This is a genomic window from Bradyrhizobium sp. BR 10289 (assembly GCF_019455385.1).
In the GTDB taxonomy this organism is placed as follows: Bacteria; Pseudomonadota; Alphaproteobacteria; order Rhizobiales; family Xanthobacteraceae; genus Bradyrhizobium.
This window is the reverse complement of the sequence record NZ_JACOFR010000002.1, coordinates 210,842-226,850: the sequence shown is the minus strand read 5'-3', so window position 1 is coordinate 226,850 and position 16,009 is coordinate 210,842. Positions and strand designations below refer to the sequence as shown.

The following is a 16,009-nucleotide window of genomic DNA, read 5'->3' as shown; positions in this document are numbered from 1 at the left end:
TGACCCGTGAATCACACCGTTCTCATCGGGCTCGGCGTCCTCATCGCCATTCTCACCGTGGTCGCGGCCATGGGCCTGCTGCCGTCGCTGCGCATCGTCCCGGACAATACGCATTTCGACTTCACGAGGTTCCGCCGCATCAGCTTCCCGATCTCGGCGGCGCTGTCGATCGTCGCCATCACGCTGTTCTTCACCCATGGCCTGAATTTGGGCATCGATTTCAAGGGCGGCACACTGCTTGAGGTGCGGGCCAAGTCCGGTGCCGCCGATATCGCGGCGATGCGCACGACGCTGGACGGCCTGCGCCTCGGCGAAATCCAGCTACAGCAGTTCGGCGGCCCCGAGAACGTGCTGATCCGCGTTGCCGAGCAGCCCGGCGGCGACAAGGCGCAGCAGGATGCCGTCCAGAAGGTCCGCAACGCGCTCGGCGATTCCATCGAATACCGCCGTGTCGAGGTGCTCGGTCCGCGCGTCGCCGGCGAACTCCTGGCCTACGGCATGCTGGGCCTGATGCTCGCGATCGTCTCGATCCTGATCTATCTCTGGTTCCGCTTCGAATGGCAGTTCGCGCTCGGCGCCATGATCGCCAACGTGCATGATATCGTGCTGACGATCGGCTTCATGTCGATCAGCCAGGTCGATTTCGACCTGACCAGCATCGCGGCGCTGCTGACCATTCTCGGTTATTCGCTCAACGACACCGTCGTCATCTATGACCGCATCCGTGAAATGCTGCGGCGGTACAAGAAGATGCCGATGCCACAGCTGCTCAACGAATCCATCAACTCGACGCTGTCGCGCTCGATCATCACCCACGTCACAGTGACCCTGGCGCTGCTGGCGCTGCTGCTGTTCGGCGGTCATGCGATCCACAGCTTCACGGCGGTGATGATGTTCGGCGTGGTGCTGGTCGGTACCTACACCTCGATCTTCATCGCGGCGCCGATCCTGATCTATCTCGGCGTTGGCGAGCATCGCGAAGATGCGAAGGACGAGGCTCCGTCGGCGAAGAAAAGCAAGGCGTGATCCGAACCGCGCGCCCTCGCACGCGTTTGCGGGGGTAGGTAGCCCATTCGGACGAAACAGATGGCCGGCGATCCCAACGCACCGCATTTCCCGCGCTCGGCGCCGATTGATGCCTATGGCAAGGGCGGCTTCGCCTTTGCCGGCATGTCGCACCGGGGCTCGCTGCTGTGCCTGCCCAATGCGATCTGGGCGTGGGACGTGACCGACCCGACCAGGATCGATCGCTATTCGCTGGACCGGGTGTTCGCGGCCGCCAACGGCATCGACACGCTGCTGGTGGGTACCGGAACCGGGCTCTGGCTGCCGCCGCCGGAGCTGCGCCAGGCGCTCAAAGCGGTGAGGGTGGTGCTGGACACGATGCAGACTGGTCCTGCCGTGCGCACCTACAACATCATGATCGGCGAGCGGCGCCGCGTCGCCGCCGCGCTGATCGCGGTGCCATGAACAATCCGACGCCGCCGCCCGACACCGTGACCTTCTGCGCCGATCTCGTGCGCAGCCACGATTTTGCGCGCTATGCGGCAACCCTGTTCGCACCTGCCGCCGAGCGCCGCGCGCTGCTGGCGCTCTATGCCTTCAACGTCGAGATCGTCCGCGTCCGCGACCAGGTCAGCCAGCCCTTGCCCGGCGAGATCCGCTTTCAGTGGTGGACCGACCTGTTGTCGGGCCTCGTCCATGGCAGCGCCGAGGGCAATCCGGTCGCGGCCGAGCTGTTGCGTGCGGTGCGCGATTTCGGCCTGCCGGTCGAGCCGCTGTCGCTTCTCGTCGATGAGCACCAGTTCGACCTCTACAACGACCCGATGCCGACGATGGCGGCGCTGGAGGGCTATCTGGCCGCGACGTCCTCGGCGCTGTTCGACCTCGCCGCCCGTATCATGGGCGCACCGTCCGACGCCGCCGAGCATCTGGCGCGGCATGCGGGGCTCGCACAAGGCATCGCGCAGGTGATCGCCAACCTGCCGCGCGACGCGGCGCACCGGCAGCTGTTCGTGCCGCAGCAGCTGCTCGCGAGCCACGGCTGCGGGATGGAAGACGTGTTCGCGGGCAAGGATACGCCGGCCCTGCGGGCGGTGCTCGCGCAGCTGACAGGCGAGGCGCAGCAGCATTTGACCACGGCCATGTCGCTGCTGGCGCAGGTGCCGCCCGCGGTGCGGCCTGCCTTTCTGCCGCTGAGCCAGGTGCGGGCCGACCTCAAGCGCCTGTCGCAGCCCGCGCGCAATCCGTTTGCGCCGCAGCCGACGTCACGCTTGCGGACGCTGTGGACGCTATGGCGGGCTTCACGTTCCCGGGAATTTACCAAATAGCGGTTGGCTTATCGCCCGGACCGGGCAAATGCTCTATGCTGTTCCATGGCTGAGTTGAACCAAACCAATTCCTCCGATCTCAGCGGCCTTCCGGTCGCTCCGGATGATATTCACGCCGCCGCCGAGACTATCCGCGGCGCCGTCGTCGAGACGCCCTGTAGCTACAGCCGCACGCTGAGCGGTATCTGCGGCTGCGATGTTTGGCTGAAATTCGAGAACCTCCAGTTCACCTCCTCGTTCAAGGAGCGCGGCGCGCTCAATCGCCTGACGGCGCTGACGCCGGATGAGCGCGCGCGGGGTGTCATCGCGATGTCTGCGGGCAACCACGCGCAGGGCGTTGCTTACCACGCCAAACGGCTCGGCATTCCCGCCACCATCGTGATGCCGGTCGGCACGCCCATGGTGAAGGTCGAGAACACCAGGCACCACGGCGCCGAGGTGGTGGTGACGGGCGCGACGCTGGAGGAAGCCGCCGCCTATGCGCGCAGCCATGGCGAGGCCCGCGGCATGATCTTCATCCATCCCTATGACGACCCGCTCGTGATCGCGGGGCAGGGCACCGTCGGGCTGGAGATCATGAAGGCGGTGCCGGAGCTCGACACGCTGGTCGTTCCGATCGGGGGCGGCGGGCTGATCAGCGGCATCGCCATTGCCGCCAAATCAATCAAGCCGTCGCTGCGGATTCTGGGCGTCGAGGCCTGGCTTTATCCCTCGATGTACAACGCCATCCATGACGGCAATTTGCCGGCGCGGGGCGATACGCTGGCCGAAGGCATCGCGGTGAAATCGCCGGGCAAGATCACGACCGAGATCGTCCGCCGCCTCGTCGACGACATCGCGCTCGTCAACGAGGCCGAGCTCGAGCGTGCGGTCGCGACCCTGATCTCGATCGAGAAGACGGTGGTAGAGGGCGCCGGCGCCGCGGGCCTTGCCGCTTTGATGTCCGATCCCTCCCGGTTCGAAGGCCAGAAGGTCGGCCTCGTCCTGAGTGGCGGCAACATCGACACGCGGCTGATCGCTTCCGTGCTGACGCGCGAGCTGGCGCGCGAGGGGCGGCTGACGCAGCTGTCGCTCGACATCCCCGATCGGCCGGGCCAGTTGGCTGCGGTCGCCGCGCTATTGGCCGAGGCCGGCGCCAACATCATCGAGGTCTCGCATCAGCGGACCTTCTCCGACCTGCCGGCCAAGGCAACGCTGCTTCAGCTCGTCATCGAGACCCGCGACAGCGCGCATCTTGACGAGGTCATGGCCAAGCTCGGTGCGTCCGGACTGAGCGCGCGCTGCACGTGAAGCGGTTTGACGATTACTCCGGCAGCCCTGCGGCCCGAAGCGCTTCACCAAGCGATGCCGCCAGTGCCGGTGCGCAATTAACGCCCTGGAATTGGCGGCCATAGCGAAAGGTCGGGTGCAATTCCAGCACCCGTGCCGCGGCCGCTCTCGCTTCCTGCAATCGCCCGAGCTTTGCAAGCGCCGCCGCCAGTTGCACGTGGGTTATGCTGTGACGCGGATTGGCCTGAACCGAGCGGTAGGCCGCACGGCAGGCCTCTTCAAACCGTCCGCGGTGGAAGTGCCCCATCGCCTGTGCATCGAAGGCAGCGAAGGCCCAGGAATCGAACGGGCTGAGCCGCATGCCGCGCTCGCTCCATTCGATGGCCCGGTCGGCATCGCCGCCCCAGCCCAGCATGACGCTGCCGAGGATGTAAGTCAGCGCCGATGACGGGCTGATCGCAAGAGCAGCGTCGAGCGCGGTGAATGCCGCGGAGCGATCGTGCCCATCCATCCCAATCGAAAATCCCGCGAGCGTGAGCGCAACGGCATCATCCTGCCCGTGAGCGATGGCCGATCGCGCATGCTTGATCGAGGCTGCGCGGCTCGCCTCCTGCAAACCAGCGCGGAGGAACAGGCAATGATGGCACATCGCAGCGTTACCGTGCGCCAGCGCGTAGGAGGGCTCCAGCGTGATGGCGCGCTCGAGCAGGACGAGTGCCTGTTTAACTTGCTCCGGCATGCCGGAATCAACATCCGGTTGGGCTCGCAGGACGAGGTCATAGGCATCGAGACTGTCAGGCCGTTTGCGTTTGACCCGGTTGATTTCGGCGCGGCGTAGGCTCGGCGCGATGGCGCCGACGACGGAGATGGCGAGGTCGTCCTGAAGCGCGAAAATATCATCGGAGTGGCGGTCATAGCGTTCGGCCCACACATGCATGCCGGTCGACGTATCGATCAACTGGCCAGTGATACGCACAGTGCCGCCGGTCTTCCGGATGCTGCCTTCTAGTACGTAGCGCACGCCAAGCTCGCGACCGACCTGCTTCACATCGACCGCTCGTCCCTTGTACGTGAACGTAGAGTTTCGCGCGATCACGAACAGCCAATTGATCCGGGACAGGCCGGTGATGATGTCGTCGACCATTCCGTCGGCAAAATAGTCCTGCTCCGCATCGCCGCTCAGGTTTGCAAAGGGCAACACTGCGACTGATGGCCTGTCGGGCACAGTCAGCAATGCTGCGGATGCTTTGTCCAGATTGGATGTCGTCACCACCGGGCCAACATAGCGATAGCCGCGCCGCGGCAGGGTCTCGATCCATCGCGCCTGTCCCCCGACGTCCGCCAGTGTACGCCGGACAGCAGTCATCTGGACGGTCAGGTTGCTGTCTTCAATGGCCTGGCCGGGCCACGCCGCTTCGATCAAGGCGTCCTTCGCGACCGGCACGCCGGCCCGCTGCACCAGCAAGGCCAAAATCTGCACGGCGCGCTGGCCGAGCGGGGTGGGCTCGGCCCCGCGGTACAGAATCCCAGCTTCGGCGTCGAGGCGGAACGGTCCAAATTCAAGGATGGGGGCCATCGCCAGAGAAGGGCACATTTCGGAGGTTTTTTGCAACCATTTCCGCTCTGCTTCGCGACTTCCCGAGCAGGCGGCCCATGATGAGGTCGTTATCGCGCAATTTGACGACCAACCATGGAGGAGCACATGAATGCAAAGCCACTCGTCCGTCGGCCCGGCGAAGCCAGGGGAGTGATGCTACGCGGTCAGCCGATGGCTTTTCTGGTGACGGGACAGGATACCCGTCACACCAGCATGTTCGATTGGACCATACCGGCCGGGTTTGCTACGGGCCGGCATGTTCATCGCGTGCAGGAAGAGACCTTTTACATGCTTGAAGGCGAGTGCGAATGGCACGTCGCCGACGAGGTTGTCCGGGCTACGCCCGGGACGTACCTCTTCATTCCCCCAGGCGTTTCCCACAACATCACCAATGTCAGCGACAAGCCCGCGCGCGTGCTCATGACCGTGTCTCCGCCGGGGCATGAGCACTACTTCGAGGAACTGGCGAAACTCACCGCCAGCGGAACACCGGACGCCAAAGCGATCAGCGAGCTGCGCGCTCGCTTCGACACCGACCAGTTGTCGGCACTGACGACAAGAGCCTAGGTCTGCGCCGCCGCTCTGGTGCCACACTAACGTGGCGCGAAACCCGCGACGTGAGCGATCAGCCGATCGATCTCGGCTTCCGTGTTGTAGTAATGCGGGGAGGCGCGCACGAGCGGCGGTAGCCCCCGCATCTCCGCGTCGATGCGGGTGCTCGACGGATCCGATGTGCCGATGATGATGCTCGCCGCGGCGGCGCTGCGAACAACCTCATCCGCCTCATATCCATCCACGGTGAAGCTGACGATCGCGCCGGGGTTGCGCCCGAGATCGCGAATGGTAATGCCGCGCAACGACGACAGGCCGCCGCGAAGACGGTTCGCAAGCAGGCGGCAGCGTTGCTCGATCGGACCGATGCCGATCGCGAGGGCGTAGTCGACAGCCGCGCCGAGACCGAGCCTTGCCGCGTAATTGTTCTCCCAGGTCTCGAAGCGCCGGGCGTCGTCCCGCAGTTGATAGGCGCCCCGCGACACCCAGGGCGCGGCGAAATGATCGATCATCGGCGGCTCGAGCTGCTTTAGCAGCGCCCGGCGGACATAGAGAAAGCCGGTGCCGCGGGGGCCGCGCAGGAATTTGCGGCCCGTCGCCGACAGCATGTCGCAGCCGATCGCCTCAACGTCGACAAGCATCTGGCCGACGGCCTGGCAGGCGTCGAGCAGATAGGGAATTCCGTGCGCCCGCGCGATCTTGCCGATCGCCGCTGCCGGATTGACCAGCCCGCCATTGGTTGGGACCCAGGTGATCGCGATGAGTTTCACCCGCTCGTCGATCATGCGTTCGAGCGCGCCGACGTCGAGCTCGCCGCTGGCATCGCTGGGCACCACCTCGATGACTGCGCCCGTGCGCTTGGCGACCTGGAGGAACGCGACATAGTTGGCGGCGTATTCCGCCTCGGCGGTGAGGATTCTGTCGCCCTCGCGAAACGGCAGCGAATAGAACGCCATCTGCCAGGCGACCGTCGCGTTCTCCACCAGAGCGATTTCGTCGGGCGCGGCATTGAGCAGATGCGCAATCGAGCCGTAGACAGAATCGAGCCGGTCGGATTCGCGATCGGCAGCGGCATAGCCGCCGATCTCGCTTTCCAGATCAATATGCTCTTTCATCGCTTCGACAACGGAGGTCGGCATCAGAGCCGCGCCCGCGTTATGGAGATAGGCACGCCGCGAAGCCGCCGGCGTGTCGGCACGGATTTTGTCGATGTCCATCAACAGCGCCTCCATCTTTCGCGATGTCAGTGCAGGAGTTAGACGCGTTGAGCCGTGCGAACAAGACGTCCGGCAGACTCAGATGCAAAGGCCGAGTAGCTTGACGTGGCAATTGCTGGAATTGGACTGAGATTTGGGCTTGCTGGCCGGCGCGGCCTTGCGCTTCACAGCAACCAGCGGTTCCCCGTCCTTCTTGCCTTTGCCCTTGCCTTTGGGCTCATAGTCGCCGGCGATCACCATGGCCCAGTAGGTGCGCTTGCCGCTGGCATTCTTCGCGCTGGCGATGCCGACCCGCGAGGCATTGTGCAGCAGGAGGTTCTTGCGATGCCCGGAGGAGTCGATCCACTGGCCCAGCGTCTTCTCGAAATTGTCGTAGCCATAGGCGATGTTTTCAGCGGCTCGCCCCGCACCGGCCGGTGCGACGCGGCGGTTGAACGGGCCAAGCGCGTCGTGGCTGAGGTCGTCCTTCGCCGCCATCGCCTTCGCCTGGTCCATGGCGATGCGGTCCAGCGTTGAATCGCGGACGACCCGGACTTCGCCGTGCTTGAGGCGGAAGCTGGAGATCAGCTCGGCCGGAGATTCGGCCATTGCGGGTGCTATGGTCAGCAGCAAGCCGGCGATCACGCCGCCAACCACACGATGCATCATCGTCCCCCGAATTCTCATAACCCCGCCAAGCCCGAATGATCCGACGCTTCTCTATGGCCAATGTGGACGCTTCAAGGCGCGGACAGTCCGTCAGCCTGCCGGCAGGTCCGCTTCGAAATTGAAGCGGTCGCGCAGGTTCTTGCGCTGCTCCAGGATGTCCTTGAGAAAAGCGCGGTCCTGGTCGTTCTTCATCATCGGCTCGATCAGGTCGAGCTGGTTCATGGCGACCAGCTGCAGGATCTCGGTGCGCGGCTTGCCGCCGGCATCACGCGGCAGCGCATGCACCACCTGGATGTGTTCCGGCGGCTTCGGGCCCTTGGCGGCCGTGAGCGCGCTACGGAGCTCGCCTTCGAGTGCGGCCTGATCGGCCTCGACGAAGGCATAGAGCCCGACGCCGGAGCGGCGGTCGGCGAAGGCGACGATGGCGGTATCGCGCACCGCCGGGTTTTTGCGGATCAGCTCGGCCAGCACTGGCGCATCGTTGACGAGCCGGCGGCCGCCGCCCTCGCGGTCGGTGAAGTTGAACAGGCCGCGCGTGATCGCGCGATAGACCTTTTTGCCGGTGGCAAGCCACAGGCTCGCGGCGAAGGATTTCTTGGCCAGGATCTTTCGCTCGCGCGGCGTCAGCGCCTCGGGCGCATAGGAGCGCTTGTGCTTGAGCAGGTGCCGCAGATCCTCATAGGCGAGGATGCGATAGAGCCGGCCGCGCCTGATAAAGCAGGCCGCGAGCTGGAAGTCGGTTACATAGGCGCGGCCGTCGCGGCCGACCAGCCAGTTCTGCTCCTTGGCAAGGTCGTTGTGGCAGATACCGGCGCGGCGCAGCCGGCGCAGCGCCGCCTTGGCCGAGCGAAAATAGGCGAGGTCGCCATGCGGCTTGGCCAGATGCAGGGCGACGCCGTCGACGAAGCCGCGCACAAGCGCGCGGCGGCCGGCCCACAGCAACTCGGGACCGACGTTCAGGCCTTTCGCCAATGCCAGCGCATGCTTCTCGCGTGCGAACAGATGGCGCGCCAGCAGGAACGACCACCACGGCACCTCATCCAGCCGGCGCAGCACCGCGTCGACCTCGCCGTTCTCGCCGCGGAAACGGCCGCGCTCGACGGTCGAGAACACGTCGCGCTTGAGCAGCACGCCCTCGGTCCAGCGCGCCGAGAGTGTCGCGGCGTCGTCTTTGGGGAGGCTCATTGCAAACTCACGCGGCGGCGGCGATGCGCAAATGATCGGCGATCCAGCGATCGAGATCGGCGAGCGCCAGCGCACTCATCGCTTGCTTCTTCGCCACCGTCTTCTCGTTGCCGCGCAGGCGCGAGCCGTCGGGCTTCTTCGTCGGGGCGCTCGCGAGCGGCGGAAACAGGCCGAAATTGATGTTCATCGGCTGGAACGAGCGCGTGCCGGGTTCGACGGTCTCGATATGGCCGCCAGTGATGTGGCCGAGCAGCGATCCGAGTGCCGTCGTCGCAGGTGGGCTCGCAAGCTGCTCACCGCGCGCGTCGGCAGCTGCATAGAGGCCGGCAATCAGGCCGACGCTGGCAGATTCCACATAGCCCTCGCAGCCGGTCATCTGGCCGGCAAAGCGCAGCCGCGGCTGCGCGCGCAGACGCAGCTGGCTATCGAGCAGCTTTGGCGAGTTGAGGAAGGTGTTGCGATGCAGGCCGCCGAGGCGGGCGAACTCGGCCTTCTCCAAGCCCGGAATGGTGCGGAAGATGCGCTGCTGCTCGCCGTATTTCAGCTTCGTCTGGAAGCCGACGATGTTGTAGAGCGTACCGAGCTTGTTGTCCTGGCGCAGCTGCACGATGGCATAGGCCTTGGTCGTGGGATCGTGCGGGTTGGTGAGGCCGACCGGCTTCATCGGGCCGTGGCGCAAGGTCTCCGGGCCGCGCTCCGCCATCACCTCGATCGGCAGGCAGCCGTCGAAATAGGGCGTGTTGGTCTCCCACTCCTTGAACTCGGTCTTCTCGCCCGCGATCAGCGCGGCGACGAAGCCATCATACTGCTCCTTGGTCATGGGGCAGTTGATGTAATCGGCGCCGTTGCCGCCGGGACCGACCTTGTCGTAGCGCGACTGGAACCAGGCCACCGACATGTCGACGGATTCGCGGTGCACGATCGGCGCGATCGCGTCGAAGAAGGCGAGCGCGCTCTCGTCGGTCAGCTCGCGGATAGCGTCGGCCAGCGGCGCGGAAGTGAGGGGGCCGGTGGCAATGATGACGTTGCTCCAGTCGGCCGGCGGCAGGCCCTTGATCTCGCCGCGGGCGATCTCGATCAGCGGATGATCGTTCAGCGCCTTGGTGACGGCAGCCGAGAAGCCGTCGCGGTCGACCGCGAGCGCGCCGCCGGCGGGCACCTGGTTGGCGTCGGCCGCCCGCATGATGAGCGAATCGAGCCGGCGCATCTCGGCATGGAGCAGGCCGACTGCGTTATTGGCGGCATCGTCCGAGCGGAACGAATTGGAGCAGACGAGCTCGGCGAGCCCGTCGGTGCGGTGTGCCTCGGTCATGCGGTCCGGCCGCATCTCGTGCAGCACCACGGGCACGCCTGCCTTGGCCACCTGCCAGGCGGCTTCGGAGCCGGCAAGGCCGGCACCAATGACGTGCACGGGTTGGGATAGGGGTCCTGTCATGGGGCGGACAGGTAGCGCTTTTCGGCGAGGAGTGGAATCGCCGAGATCGAGTTTTCTGCCATCAGAAACGACAACGCCCGCACGAGGCGGGCGCTATCGGTTCGTCCGGTAAAGGGCTGAAGGATATCAGCCCTGATACTGACCGGCGGCAACGCGCGGGATGTCCGAGCGATCGAGGCCGATGTCGGCCAGTTCGCGATCGCTGAGCTGGGACAGCTCGGCAACATTGCGCTGATAGTCCCGGAACGCCTGGATCATGCGGATGAGCGAGAGCAGCATTGGTAGTCTCCTGTAGTTCGATTCAGCCCTTGCCCGGGCGTCATCGTTGAAATGAATATAGGTGAGAGTGGTGCAGTGCGAAAGTTCCGATGTTGCGATGCAGCTAAGCGAAGAATGCATGGCGTTGGTAATGAGCGATTAACCTCTTGGCAGTCCCGCCCAATGACTGGGCGGAGGTCCCGATAAAATGCAATAAAAGTCCGTGAAATCACGGGTTTATAGCAATTCCTGCGGTTCCCGTGACGGTTGAAATAAGTTGTCTTCTCGTGACCGGCAAGGCGACGCGGCAGCTAGTCAGCCCAAGTCTCGCATGCGCGGATCGCATATTTCCACGGACCATAGAAGTGAATTTATATTCATATTGTTTAGATCTTCGCGACTCGCCGGGAGCCCGGTGATTCGTCCTGCCGATGACACGAAATCCATCGCGACGACGCGTCGGAGTCAGAGCCCGTCGGTCCGCCCGCCAAGCGCATGTATCCGTCGCGCTGGCGTGACCTAGGGGCAACGATGAGGCTCGCTGGTCCGGGGTCGGCCAGATGGATCGGTTGGTGCGGCGCACACGCGCCCTGCGTGTATTCGTCCGATTACAAAACTGTAATGAAACTCAGAATTTTCGCATGTGGCTCTGCGCAGCGCGCAACATCACGCAGTTCTCGCGGGGAATTTATTGCGGCAAGTTGCCGCGTCCGAGGAAAGTCATATTCGCAGATTCCGGCGATGTCGCCGGCTCTGTCCCAAGAACAAGAGAAGGAAAGTAACATCATGACGAAGTTACTCGGGGTTATCGCAATTGCCGCCGTCGCTTTCGCCGTCGCACCGGCCCAGGCCGCCAAGCACGCCATGGGCGGCTGCAGCGGCTCCAATCTGGAGAAGACGGAGACCGCGATCGAGGCCATGGCCGATGGCGACAGCAAGTGGGTCGCCGAGAAAGAGATCACGGCTGCGCAGGACGCGCTGCTCAACGGCAAGATGGGTGTGTGCGGCATGCACCTGAACAAGGCGATGCAGGCCACGATGGCCAAGTAAAACGGGTGGGATAGCGCAAATCCAAGAGAGGGCCGGTCGCCGGGCGATCGGCCCTACGCCTTTGTCGACCGCGTTTTAAGGGGCGTGGGCCAGCTGGGTGGCGAAATAGGCGACGGTCTTGGAATAGACCTCGCTCTTGTTCCACTGCTGGAGCACCGCAAAATTCGGCGCGCCGGGCTGCCAGTCCTTGCCGCGCTGCCAGCCGTAGCCGGCGAGATAGTTGGCGGTGGAAGCGAGCACGTCGGGCGCGTTGTGCAGGAGATCGCGCTTGCCGTTGCCGTCGAAATCGACCGCGTATTTCATCCAGGATGACGGCATGAACTGGGTCTGGCCGAGCTCGCCGGCCCAGGCACCCTTCATGTCGCCGGGCGCAAGATCGCCGCGCTGGACGATGCGCAGCGCATCCAGCAGCTCGCCGCGAAACTGCTCCGAACGGCGGCAGTCATAGGCCAGCGTCGCCAGCGAGCGGATGGTGGAGAACTTGCCGGTGTTGACGCCGAAATCGGTCTCGAGCCCCCAGATCGCAACCAGCACCTCGCCGGGCACGCCATAGGTCTGCTCGATGCGCGACAGCACCGAGCCGTATTGTTTCATCATGTTGGAGCCGCGCGTCATCCGCGGCGGCACCATACGGCCGGAAAACTCCTCGAAGGTCTGGGTGAAGACCTTCTGCGACTTGTCGCGGTTGAGCACGCTCTGGTCGAGCGTCACGCCGGCAAGGCCGGCGGTGATGGCCTGCTGCGAGATGCCCTTGGCCGCAGCTTCGGTTTTGAAGTCCGCAAGCCAGGCGTCGAAATTGCCCGAGCCGCAGGCAACAGCGGCGAGCGCTGGTGCGGCGGACAGGATGGACGCGGAGAGGGCGAGGGCTGCGAGAGCGAGACGAGAAATCGTCGGGGTCATCAGATGAAATGTGATTCCGTGAAGTGGTCCGGCCAGCGCGTGCAATCTCTGCCGGAACCGCGGCCAAAGCAAGGCATCAGGCGATCCGGTCCTGCCCGGCGGACGGGCAGGACCGGATGTCACGCGATCGTCAAGTGTCCGTCCTGTTACGCCAGGGGAACAGGTTGGCGGGGAAGTCGGCGGCCGGCTTGCGCGGACGATGCGGCGGGGGCGGCACCGGCCGCGCGCCGGGATCGGAGGCGATCGCCTTGCGGTAGAGATGCCAGGTGGCGTGGCCGAGCAGGGGGATGACCACGGCGAGCCCGAGGAACGCCGGGATCGTGCCGAGTGCCAGCAGCACCGCCACGATCACGCCCCACGCCGCCATCGGCACCGGGTTCTTCGCGACGACGCGGAGCGAGGTCACCATTGCCTCGAACGCGCCGGCATGGCGGTCGAGCATCAATGGGAACGACACGGCGCTGATGCAGAGCGCGGCGAGCGCGAACAGGAAGCCGGTGCCGCAGCCGATCACGATCAGCCACCAGCCTTGCCGGGTCGTCAGCACGCGCGTCACGAAATCGGAGAGTCCAGTCACGCCCTCATAGCCGAAGGCCGCGACATAGATCGCCTGCGCGGTCGCAACCCAGGTCACGAACAGAGCGAGCAGCAGCGTGCCGAGGCCGAGCATGGCGCCGAACGAAGGCGAGCGCAGCACCTCCATGGCATCCCAGGCGCTGGCTTCTTCATGGCGTTCGCGCCGGCTGGAGAGCTCATAGAGACCGAGCGCCGCGAATGGCCCGATCAGGGCGAAGCCCGCCGCCAGCGGAAACAGCAGCGGCAGTACCGAATAGCCCATCACGACGCGCGCGAGCACGATGCCCAGCACCGGATAAATCACACAGAGGATGATGGCGTGGCTCGGAACCGCCTTGAAATCCTCCCAGCCGCGCCTGAGCGCCTCGTGCAGGTCGGACAAATGGATGGTCCGGATGACAGGTCCAGCCGCGTCGGTGGGCTGGGCCATTGTGGGGACATTGCCCTGGTAGAGTGTGGCCATGGTCGCTAGCTCCCTTGCCGGGCGGCCGAATCCGGCGCCGGCAAACGGCGCAAGCGGCCGCTCTTCTCTGAGTTTCGCGATTCCAACCAGGCGCGAATTCCGGGCCGGATCGCGACTTGAACCAAGAAGCTACTCCCAATTCCGAGTCCTGTCCCTCACGCTTGGGTGAAATTCGATGCCGCGGTGCAACCTCGAATGTGTCATGCGGCCGTCATTTCGCCGCAGATAAGCTGATGCTGGTTGCGGGTTCGCGGAACGCCGCGGGCGCAACGCAGAAACTTGGTTTATAAGTGCCACTCAAGGCCCTTCCAACGGATCCTTTTCGGGGAGAAGACATGAGCATTTTCGGGAAAATCATGGGCGCGATCTTCGGCAGCCATTCGGCTTCCGCCGCGCCCGCCGGTGGCGCAGGTCCGGGCGGCGCCCCGGCTGGGGCCGCGCCGAGCGCATCGGCGCCGTCAGCGCCCGCCGCGCCCGCGGCAACGGTCGATGTTGCCGCGATCGTCGATGCGGCCGTCGCCGCCCATAAGGGCGAGAAGCTGGAATGGCGCACCTCGATCGTCGACCTGATGAAGGCGCTCGACATCGACTCTAGCCTTGCTGCGCGCAAGGATCTCGCCAAGGAGCTCGGCTACAGCGGCGACATGAACGACTCCGCGAGCATGAACGTCTGGCTGCACAAGCAGGTGATGTCCAAGCTCGCCGCCAATGGCGGCAAGTTGCCGCCCGAGATCAAGCACTGATCGATTTTTCGGTCGTTGCGAAGGGCCTGCGATCTCTTGCAGGCCCTTTTGCAATCAGGCGACGAGATCCGCATCCTCCGGGTGCTTGTCGAGATAGTCGACGACAAAGCCGCAGCCGGCGATCACCTTCTTGCCGTCGCGGCGGATCAGCTCCAGCGCACCCCTCACCAGCTCGGAGGCGATGCCGCGGCCGCGCAGCGCGCGCGGCGTCTCGGTGTGGGTAATGATGACGGCCGATGGCGTCAGCCGGTAATTGGCGAAGGCGAGCTCGCTGCCGACATCGAGCTCGAAGCGGCTCCTGTCCTTGTTGTCGCGTACCGATGCCGTCATGGCTGATCCTTCTGCAGCGAAATGCCTGCCCCCTGATCTAGGCGTCTGAACCCGCGCTTGCCAAGGCGCGACCAAGGGAGGTTGCCGCAGGGGAGATATCTGCAAAATGCGTGTCCAGCTCAGTCTGATGGCCTTGCTTGCCGTGCTCGCTTCGGCGGCGCCGGTCCCGGCCGCCGCCGAGGGCGGTCCGGCCTGGGAGGCCTGCTTTGCGCCGAGCAGCACACCGGATCAGCGGGTGACTGCCTGCTCGACAGTGATTGACAGCAAGAGCGAGACTGGCAGCAGGCTCGCCGGCGCCTATTGCAGCCGCGGGCATGGCCTCACCGAGAAGCGCGAGCTCGACGCCGCGTTGTCCGATCTCGACGAAGCGATCAGGCTCGATCCCGAATATGCCTGCGCCTACAATAATCGCGGTCGCGTCTACAACTTCAAGCGCGATTATGATCGGGCCATCGCCGATTACACCCAGGCCATCAAGCTCGATCCTTCGCTGGCGCTGGCCTATAACAATCGCGGCGACGCCCGTTACAACAAGGGCGACCTCGACGGCGCGATCGCCGATTTCGACGCGGCGATCAAGCGCAATCCCGCCTATGCCCGCGCCTACGCCAATCGCGGCTACGCCTACGCGCAAAAGCACGATACCGCGCATGCACTCGCCGACTTCACGGTGCGGATCAAGCTCGCCCCGGACCTGATCGCGTATATCGACCGCGGCAACGTCTATCGCGACAGCGAGCAGCTCGACCGCGCCGCTGCCGACTATGGCGAGGCGATCCGGCTCGCCCCGACGGACGCGCGCGGCTGGCGCAATCGCGGCCTGGTTCGGCTATTCCAGGGCGACATGAAACGCGGCATTGCCGACTACGACAAGGCGCTGCAATACGATCCCTCGGACGCCGACTCCTGGAATAACCGTGGGGAGGCCCGCTTGCGTCTTGGCGACAAGCAGCGGGCGATCGCCGACCTGAGAAAGGCGCTGGAGCTGGAGCCGGGGCTGCAGACGGCCCAGGAGTCGTTGAGGAAGCTCGGCGTAATGTAGCCGCCCGTCATTGCGGGCGAAGCGAAGCAATCCGGAAATTCGTCCGCTGAGGCAGCCTGCATTGCTTCGCCGCAAGGGCTCCTCGCGATAACGGGATTAGGTCCCGACCAGGTCCTGATACTCCGGGTGCTTCTCGATCCACGCCTTCACGAACGGGCATTGCGGGATCAGCTTCAGGCCGGCAGCGCGGACCTGGTCGAGTGCGCCTTGGACCAGCTTTCCGCCGACGCCTCTGCCGCCAAGCTCCTTCGGCACTTCGGTGTGCTCGAATGTGATGACATTGCCGTCGAGCTTGTAGTGCTCGGTGGCGAGATGGCCCTCCACCTCGAGCTCAAAGCGGTGTTGGGCCTTGTTGTTGATGATGTCGCTCATGTCGTCTCCGTATCTTTATAAGGCGGAGAGCGGCCGTTCGGT

At 64.8% G+C, this 16,009-nt stretch carries 18 protein-coding genes; 8 read left to right on the top strand and 10 right to left on the bottom strand.

Annotation, left to right across the window (positions count from 1 at the left end):
• Nucleotides 1-6: 6 nt before the first annotated feature.
• Genes secF through HYH08_RS04575 form a run of 4 tightly spaced genes read left to right on the top strand, consistent with a single transcriptional unit; the run spans nucleotide 7 to nucleotide 3,620 of the window.
• The gene (secF, locus tag HYH08_RS04590; protein WP_220008563.1) at nucleotides 7-1,026 is read left to right on the top strand and encodes a protein translocase subunit SecF; all 1,020 of its coding nucleotides are present in this window, start codon (nucleotides 7-9) and stop codon (nucleotides 1,024-1,026) included.
• A 60-nt stretch (nucleotides 1,027-1,086) separates the two neighbouring features.
• The gene (locus tag HYH08_RS04585; RefSeq protein WP_220008562.1) at nucleotides 1,087-1,470 is read left to right on the top strand and encodes an Mth938-like domain-containing protein; all 384 of its coding nucleotides are present in this window, start codon (nucleotides 1,087-1,089) and stop codon (nucleotides 1,468-1,470) included.
• Nucleotides 1,467-2,330 (top strand): phytoene/squalene synthase family protein, encoded by an 864-nt coding sequence (locus HYH08_RS04580; protein ID WP_220008561.1) that lies wholly within the window; start codon nucleotides 1,467-1,469, stop codon nucleotides 2,328-2,330. The genes HYH08_RS04585 and HYH08_RS04580 overlap by 4 nt, the downstream gene beginning before the upstream one ends.
• Nucleotides 2,331-2,375: 45 nt before the next feature.
• Complete coding sequence (locus HYH08_RS04575; protein WP_220008560.1) at nucleotides 2,376-3,620, top strand: threonine ammonia-lyase; 1,245 nt, start codon at nucleotides 2,376-2,378, stop codon at nucleotides 3,618-3,620.
• A 13-nt stretch (nucleotides 3,621-3,633) separates the two neighbouring features.
• Here HYH08_RS04575 and HYH08_RS04570 read toward each other — a convergent pair whose 3' ends face one another.
• The gene (locus HYH08_RS04570; protein ID WP_220008934.1) at nucleotides 3,634-5,175 is read right to left on the bottom strand and encodes a winged helix-turn-helix domain-containing tetratricopeptide repeat protein; all 1,542 of its coding nucleotides are present in this window, start codon (nucleotides 5,173-5,175) and stop codon (nucleotides 3,634-3,636) included.
• 126 nt (nucleotides 5,176-5,301) lie between these two features.
• Between HYH08_RS04570 and HYH08_RS04565 the strand changes: the two genes are divergently transcribed.
• Nucleotides 5,302-5,763, top strand: a complete 462-nt coding sequence (locus HYH08_RS04565; RefSeq protein ID WP_220008559.1) for a cupin domain-containing protein — start codon at nucleotides 5,302-5,304, stop codon at nucleotides 5,761-5,763.
• A gap of 26 nt (nucleotides 5,764-5,789) precedes the next feature.
• On the opposite strand, the gene HYH08_RS04560 is transcribed toward HYH08_RS04565, so the two are convergent.
• The 5 genes from HYH08_RS04560 to HYH08_RS04540 all read right to left on the bottom strand — a co-directional run bounded on the left by HYH08_RS04560 (nucleotide 5,790) and on the right by HYH08_RS04540 (nucleotide 10,512).
• Nucleotides 5,790-6,968, bottom strand: coding sequence for an aminotransferase class V-fold PLP-dependent enzyme (locus HYH08_RS04560; RefSeq protein ID WP_220008558.1), 1,179 nt, complete (start codon nucleotides 6,966-6,968; stop codon nucleotides 5,790-5,792).
• Nucleotides 6,969-7,043: 75 nt separating this feature from the next.
• A complete protein-coding gene (locus HYH08_RS04555) occupies nucleotides 7,044-7,610 on the bottom strand; it encodes a CAP domain-containing protein (protein WP_220008933.1) in 567 nt (188 codons plus the stop codon).
• 93 nt (nucleotides 7,611-7,703) lie between these two features.
• Nucleotides 7,704-8,798, bottom strand: a complete 1,095-nt coding sequence (locus HYH08_RS04550) for a serine/threonine protein kinase (protein WP_220008557.1) — start codon at nucleotides 8,796-8,798, stop codon at nucleotides 7,704-7,706.
• Between the two features lie 7 nt (nucleotides 8,799-8,805).
• The gene (gene trmFO, locus HYH08_RS04545) at nucleotides 8,806-10,233 is read right to left on the bottom strand and encodes a methylenetetrahydrofolate--tRNA-(uracil(54)-C(5))-methyltransferase (FADH(2)-oxidizing) TrmFO (RefSeq protein WP_220008556.1); all 1,428 of its coding nucleotides are present in this window, start codon (nucleotides 10,231-10,233) and stop codon (nucleotides 8,806-8,808) included.
• 126 nt (nucleotides 10,234-10,359) lie between these two features.
• A complete protein-coding gene (locus HYH08_RS04540) occupies nucleotides 10,360-10,512 on the bottom strand; it encodes a DUF1127 domain-containing protein (protein WP_007590701.1) in 153 nt (50 codons plus the stop codon).
• 765 nt (nucleotides 10,513-11,277) lie between these two features.
• On the opposite strand from HYH08_RS04540, the gene HYH08_RS04535 reads away from it, so the two are divergent.
• Nucleotides 11,278-11,541, top strand: a complete 264-nt coding sequence (locus tag HYH08_RS04535) for a hypothetical protein (protein ID WP_228747532.1) — start codon at nucleotides 11,278-11,280, stop codon at nucleotides 11,539-11,541.
• 75 nt (nucleotides 11,542-11,616) lie between these two features.
• On the opposite strand, the gene HYH08_RS04530 is transcribed toward HYH08_RS04535, so the two are convergent.
• Both HYH08_RS04530 and HYH08_RS04525 read right to left on the bottom strand, forming a co-directional pair.
• Nucleotides 11,617-12,441 (bottom strand): lytic murein transglycosylase, encoded by an 825-nt coding sequence (locus HYH08_RS04530; protein ID WP_220008554.1) that lies wholly within the window; start codon nucleotides 12,439-12,441, stop codon nucleotides 11,617-11,619.
• A gap of 130 nt (nucleotides 12,442-12,571) precedes the next feature.
• Nucleotides 12,572-13,480, bottom strand: coding sequence for a DUF2189 domain-containing protein (locus HYH08_RS04525; protein ID WP_220008553.1), 909 nt, complete (start codon nucleotides 13,478-13,480; stop codon nucleotides 12,572-12,574).
• Between the two features lie 335 nt (nucleotides 13,481-13,815).
• Between HYH08_RS04525 and HYH08_RS04520 the strand changes: the two genes are divergently transcribed.
• Entirely contained in the window at nucleotides 13,816-14,223 is a 408-nt protein-coding gene (locus tag HYH08_RS04520; RefSeq protein WP_220008552.1) for a DUF3597 domain-containing protein, read from the top strand.
• A 54-nt stretch (nucleotides 14,224-14,277) separates the two neighbouring features.
• On the opposite strand, the gene HYH08_RS04515 is transcribed toward HYH08_RS04520, so the two are convergent.
• Entirely contained in the window at nucleotides 14,278-14,553 is a 276-nt protein-coding gene (locus tag HYH08_RS04515) for a GNAT family N-acetyltransferase (protein ID WP_220008551.1), read from the bottom strand.
• A gap of 106 nt (nucleotides 14,554-14,659) precedes the next feature.
• On the opposite strand from HYH08_RS04515, the gene HYH08_RS04510 reads away from it, so the two are divergent.
• Entirely contained in the window at nucleotides 14,660-15,595 is a 936-nt protein-coding gene (locus HYH08_RS04510; RefSeq protein ID WP_220008550.1) for a tetratricopeptide repeat protein, read from the top strand.
• Nucleotides 15,596-15,691: 96 nt separating this feature from the next.
• Here HYH08_RS04510 and HYH08_RS04505 read toward each other — a convergent pair whose 3' ends face one another.
• Nucleotides 15,692-15,967 carry a GNAT family N-acetyltransferase gene (locus HYH08_RS04505; RefSeq protein ID WP_220008549.1) on the bottom strand — a complete coding sequence of 92 codons (276 nt, stop codon included), beginning with the start codon at nucleotides 15,965-15,967 and terminating at the stop codon, nucleotides 15,692-15,694.
• Nucleotides 15,968-16,009 lie beyond the last annotated feature (42 nt).

Coding starts and splice junctions, on each gene's coding strand:
- HYH08_RS04555 (WP_220008933.1), bottom strand. CDS start 7,610: ATGCATCGTGTGGTTGGCGGCGTGATCGCCGGCTTGCTGCTGACCATA.
- HYH08_RS04540 (WP_007590701.1), bottom strand. CDS start 10,512: ATGCTGCTCTCGCTCATCCGCATGATCCAGGCGTTCCGGGACTATCAG.
- trmFO (WP_220008556.1), bottom strand. CDS start 10,233: ATGACAGGACCCCTATCCCAACCCGTGCACGTCATTGGTGCCGGCCTT.
- HYH08_RS04505 (WP_220008549.1), bottom strand. CDS start 15,967: ATGAGCGACATCATCAACAACAAGGCCCAACACCGCTTTGAGCTCGAG.
- HYH08_RS04575 (WP_220008560.1), top strand. CDS start 2,376: ATGGCTGAGTTGAACCAAACCAATTCCTCCGATCTCAGCGGCCTTCCG.
- HYH08_RS04530 (WP_220008554.1), bottom strand. CDS start 12,441: ATGACCCCGACGATTTCTCGTCTCGCTCTCGCAGCCCTCGCCCTCTCC.
- HYH08_RS04510 (WP_220008550.1), top strand. CDS start 14,660: ATGCGTGTCCAGCTCAGTCTGATGGCCTTGCTTGCCGTGCTCGCTTCG.
- HYH08_RS04565 (WP_220008559.1), top strand. CDS start 5,302: ATGAATGCAAAGCCACTCGTCCGTCGGCCCGGCGAAGCCAGGGGAGTG.
- HYH08_RS04585 (WP_220008562.1), top strand. CDS start 1,087: ATGGCCGGCGATCCCAACGCACCGCATTTCCCGCGCTCGGCGCCGATT.
- HYH08_RS04570 (WP_220008934.1), bottom strand. CDS start 5,175: ATGGCCCCCATCCTTGAATTTGGACCGTTCCGCCTCGACGCCGAAGCT.
- HYH08_RS04525 (WP_220008553.1), bottom strand. CDS start 13,480: ATGGCCACACTCTACCAGGGCAATGTCCCCACAATGGCCCAGCCCACC.
- HYH08_RS04580 (WP_220008561.1), top strand. CDS start 1,467: ATGAACAATCCGACGCCGCCGCCCGACACCGTGACCTTCTGCGCCGAT.
- HYH08_RS04550 (WP_220008557.1), bottom strand. CDS start 8,798: ATGAGCCTCCCCAAAGACGACGCCGCGACACTCTCGGCGCGCTGGACC.
- HYH08_RS04520 (WP_220008552.1), top strand. CDS start 13,816: ATGAGCATTTTCGGGAAAATCATGGGCGCGATCTTCGGCAGCCATTCG.
- HYH08_RS04535 (WP_228747532.1), top strand. CDS start 11,278: ATGACGAAGTTACTCGGGGTTATCGCAATTGCCGCCGTCGCTTTCGCC.
- HYH08_RS04515 (WP_220008551.1), bottom strand. CDS start 14,553: ATGACGGCATCGGTACGCGACAACAAGGACAGGAGCCGCTTCGAGCTC.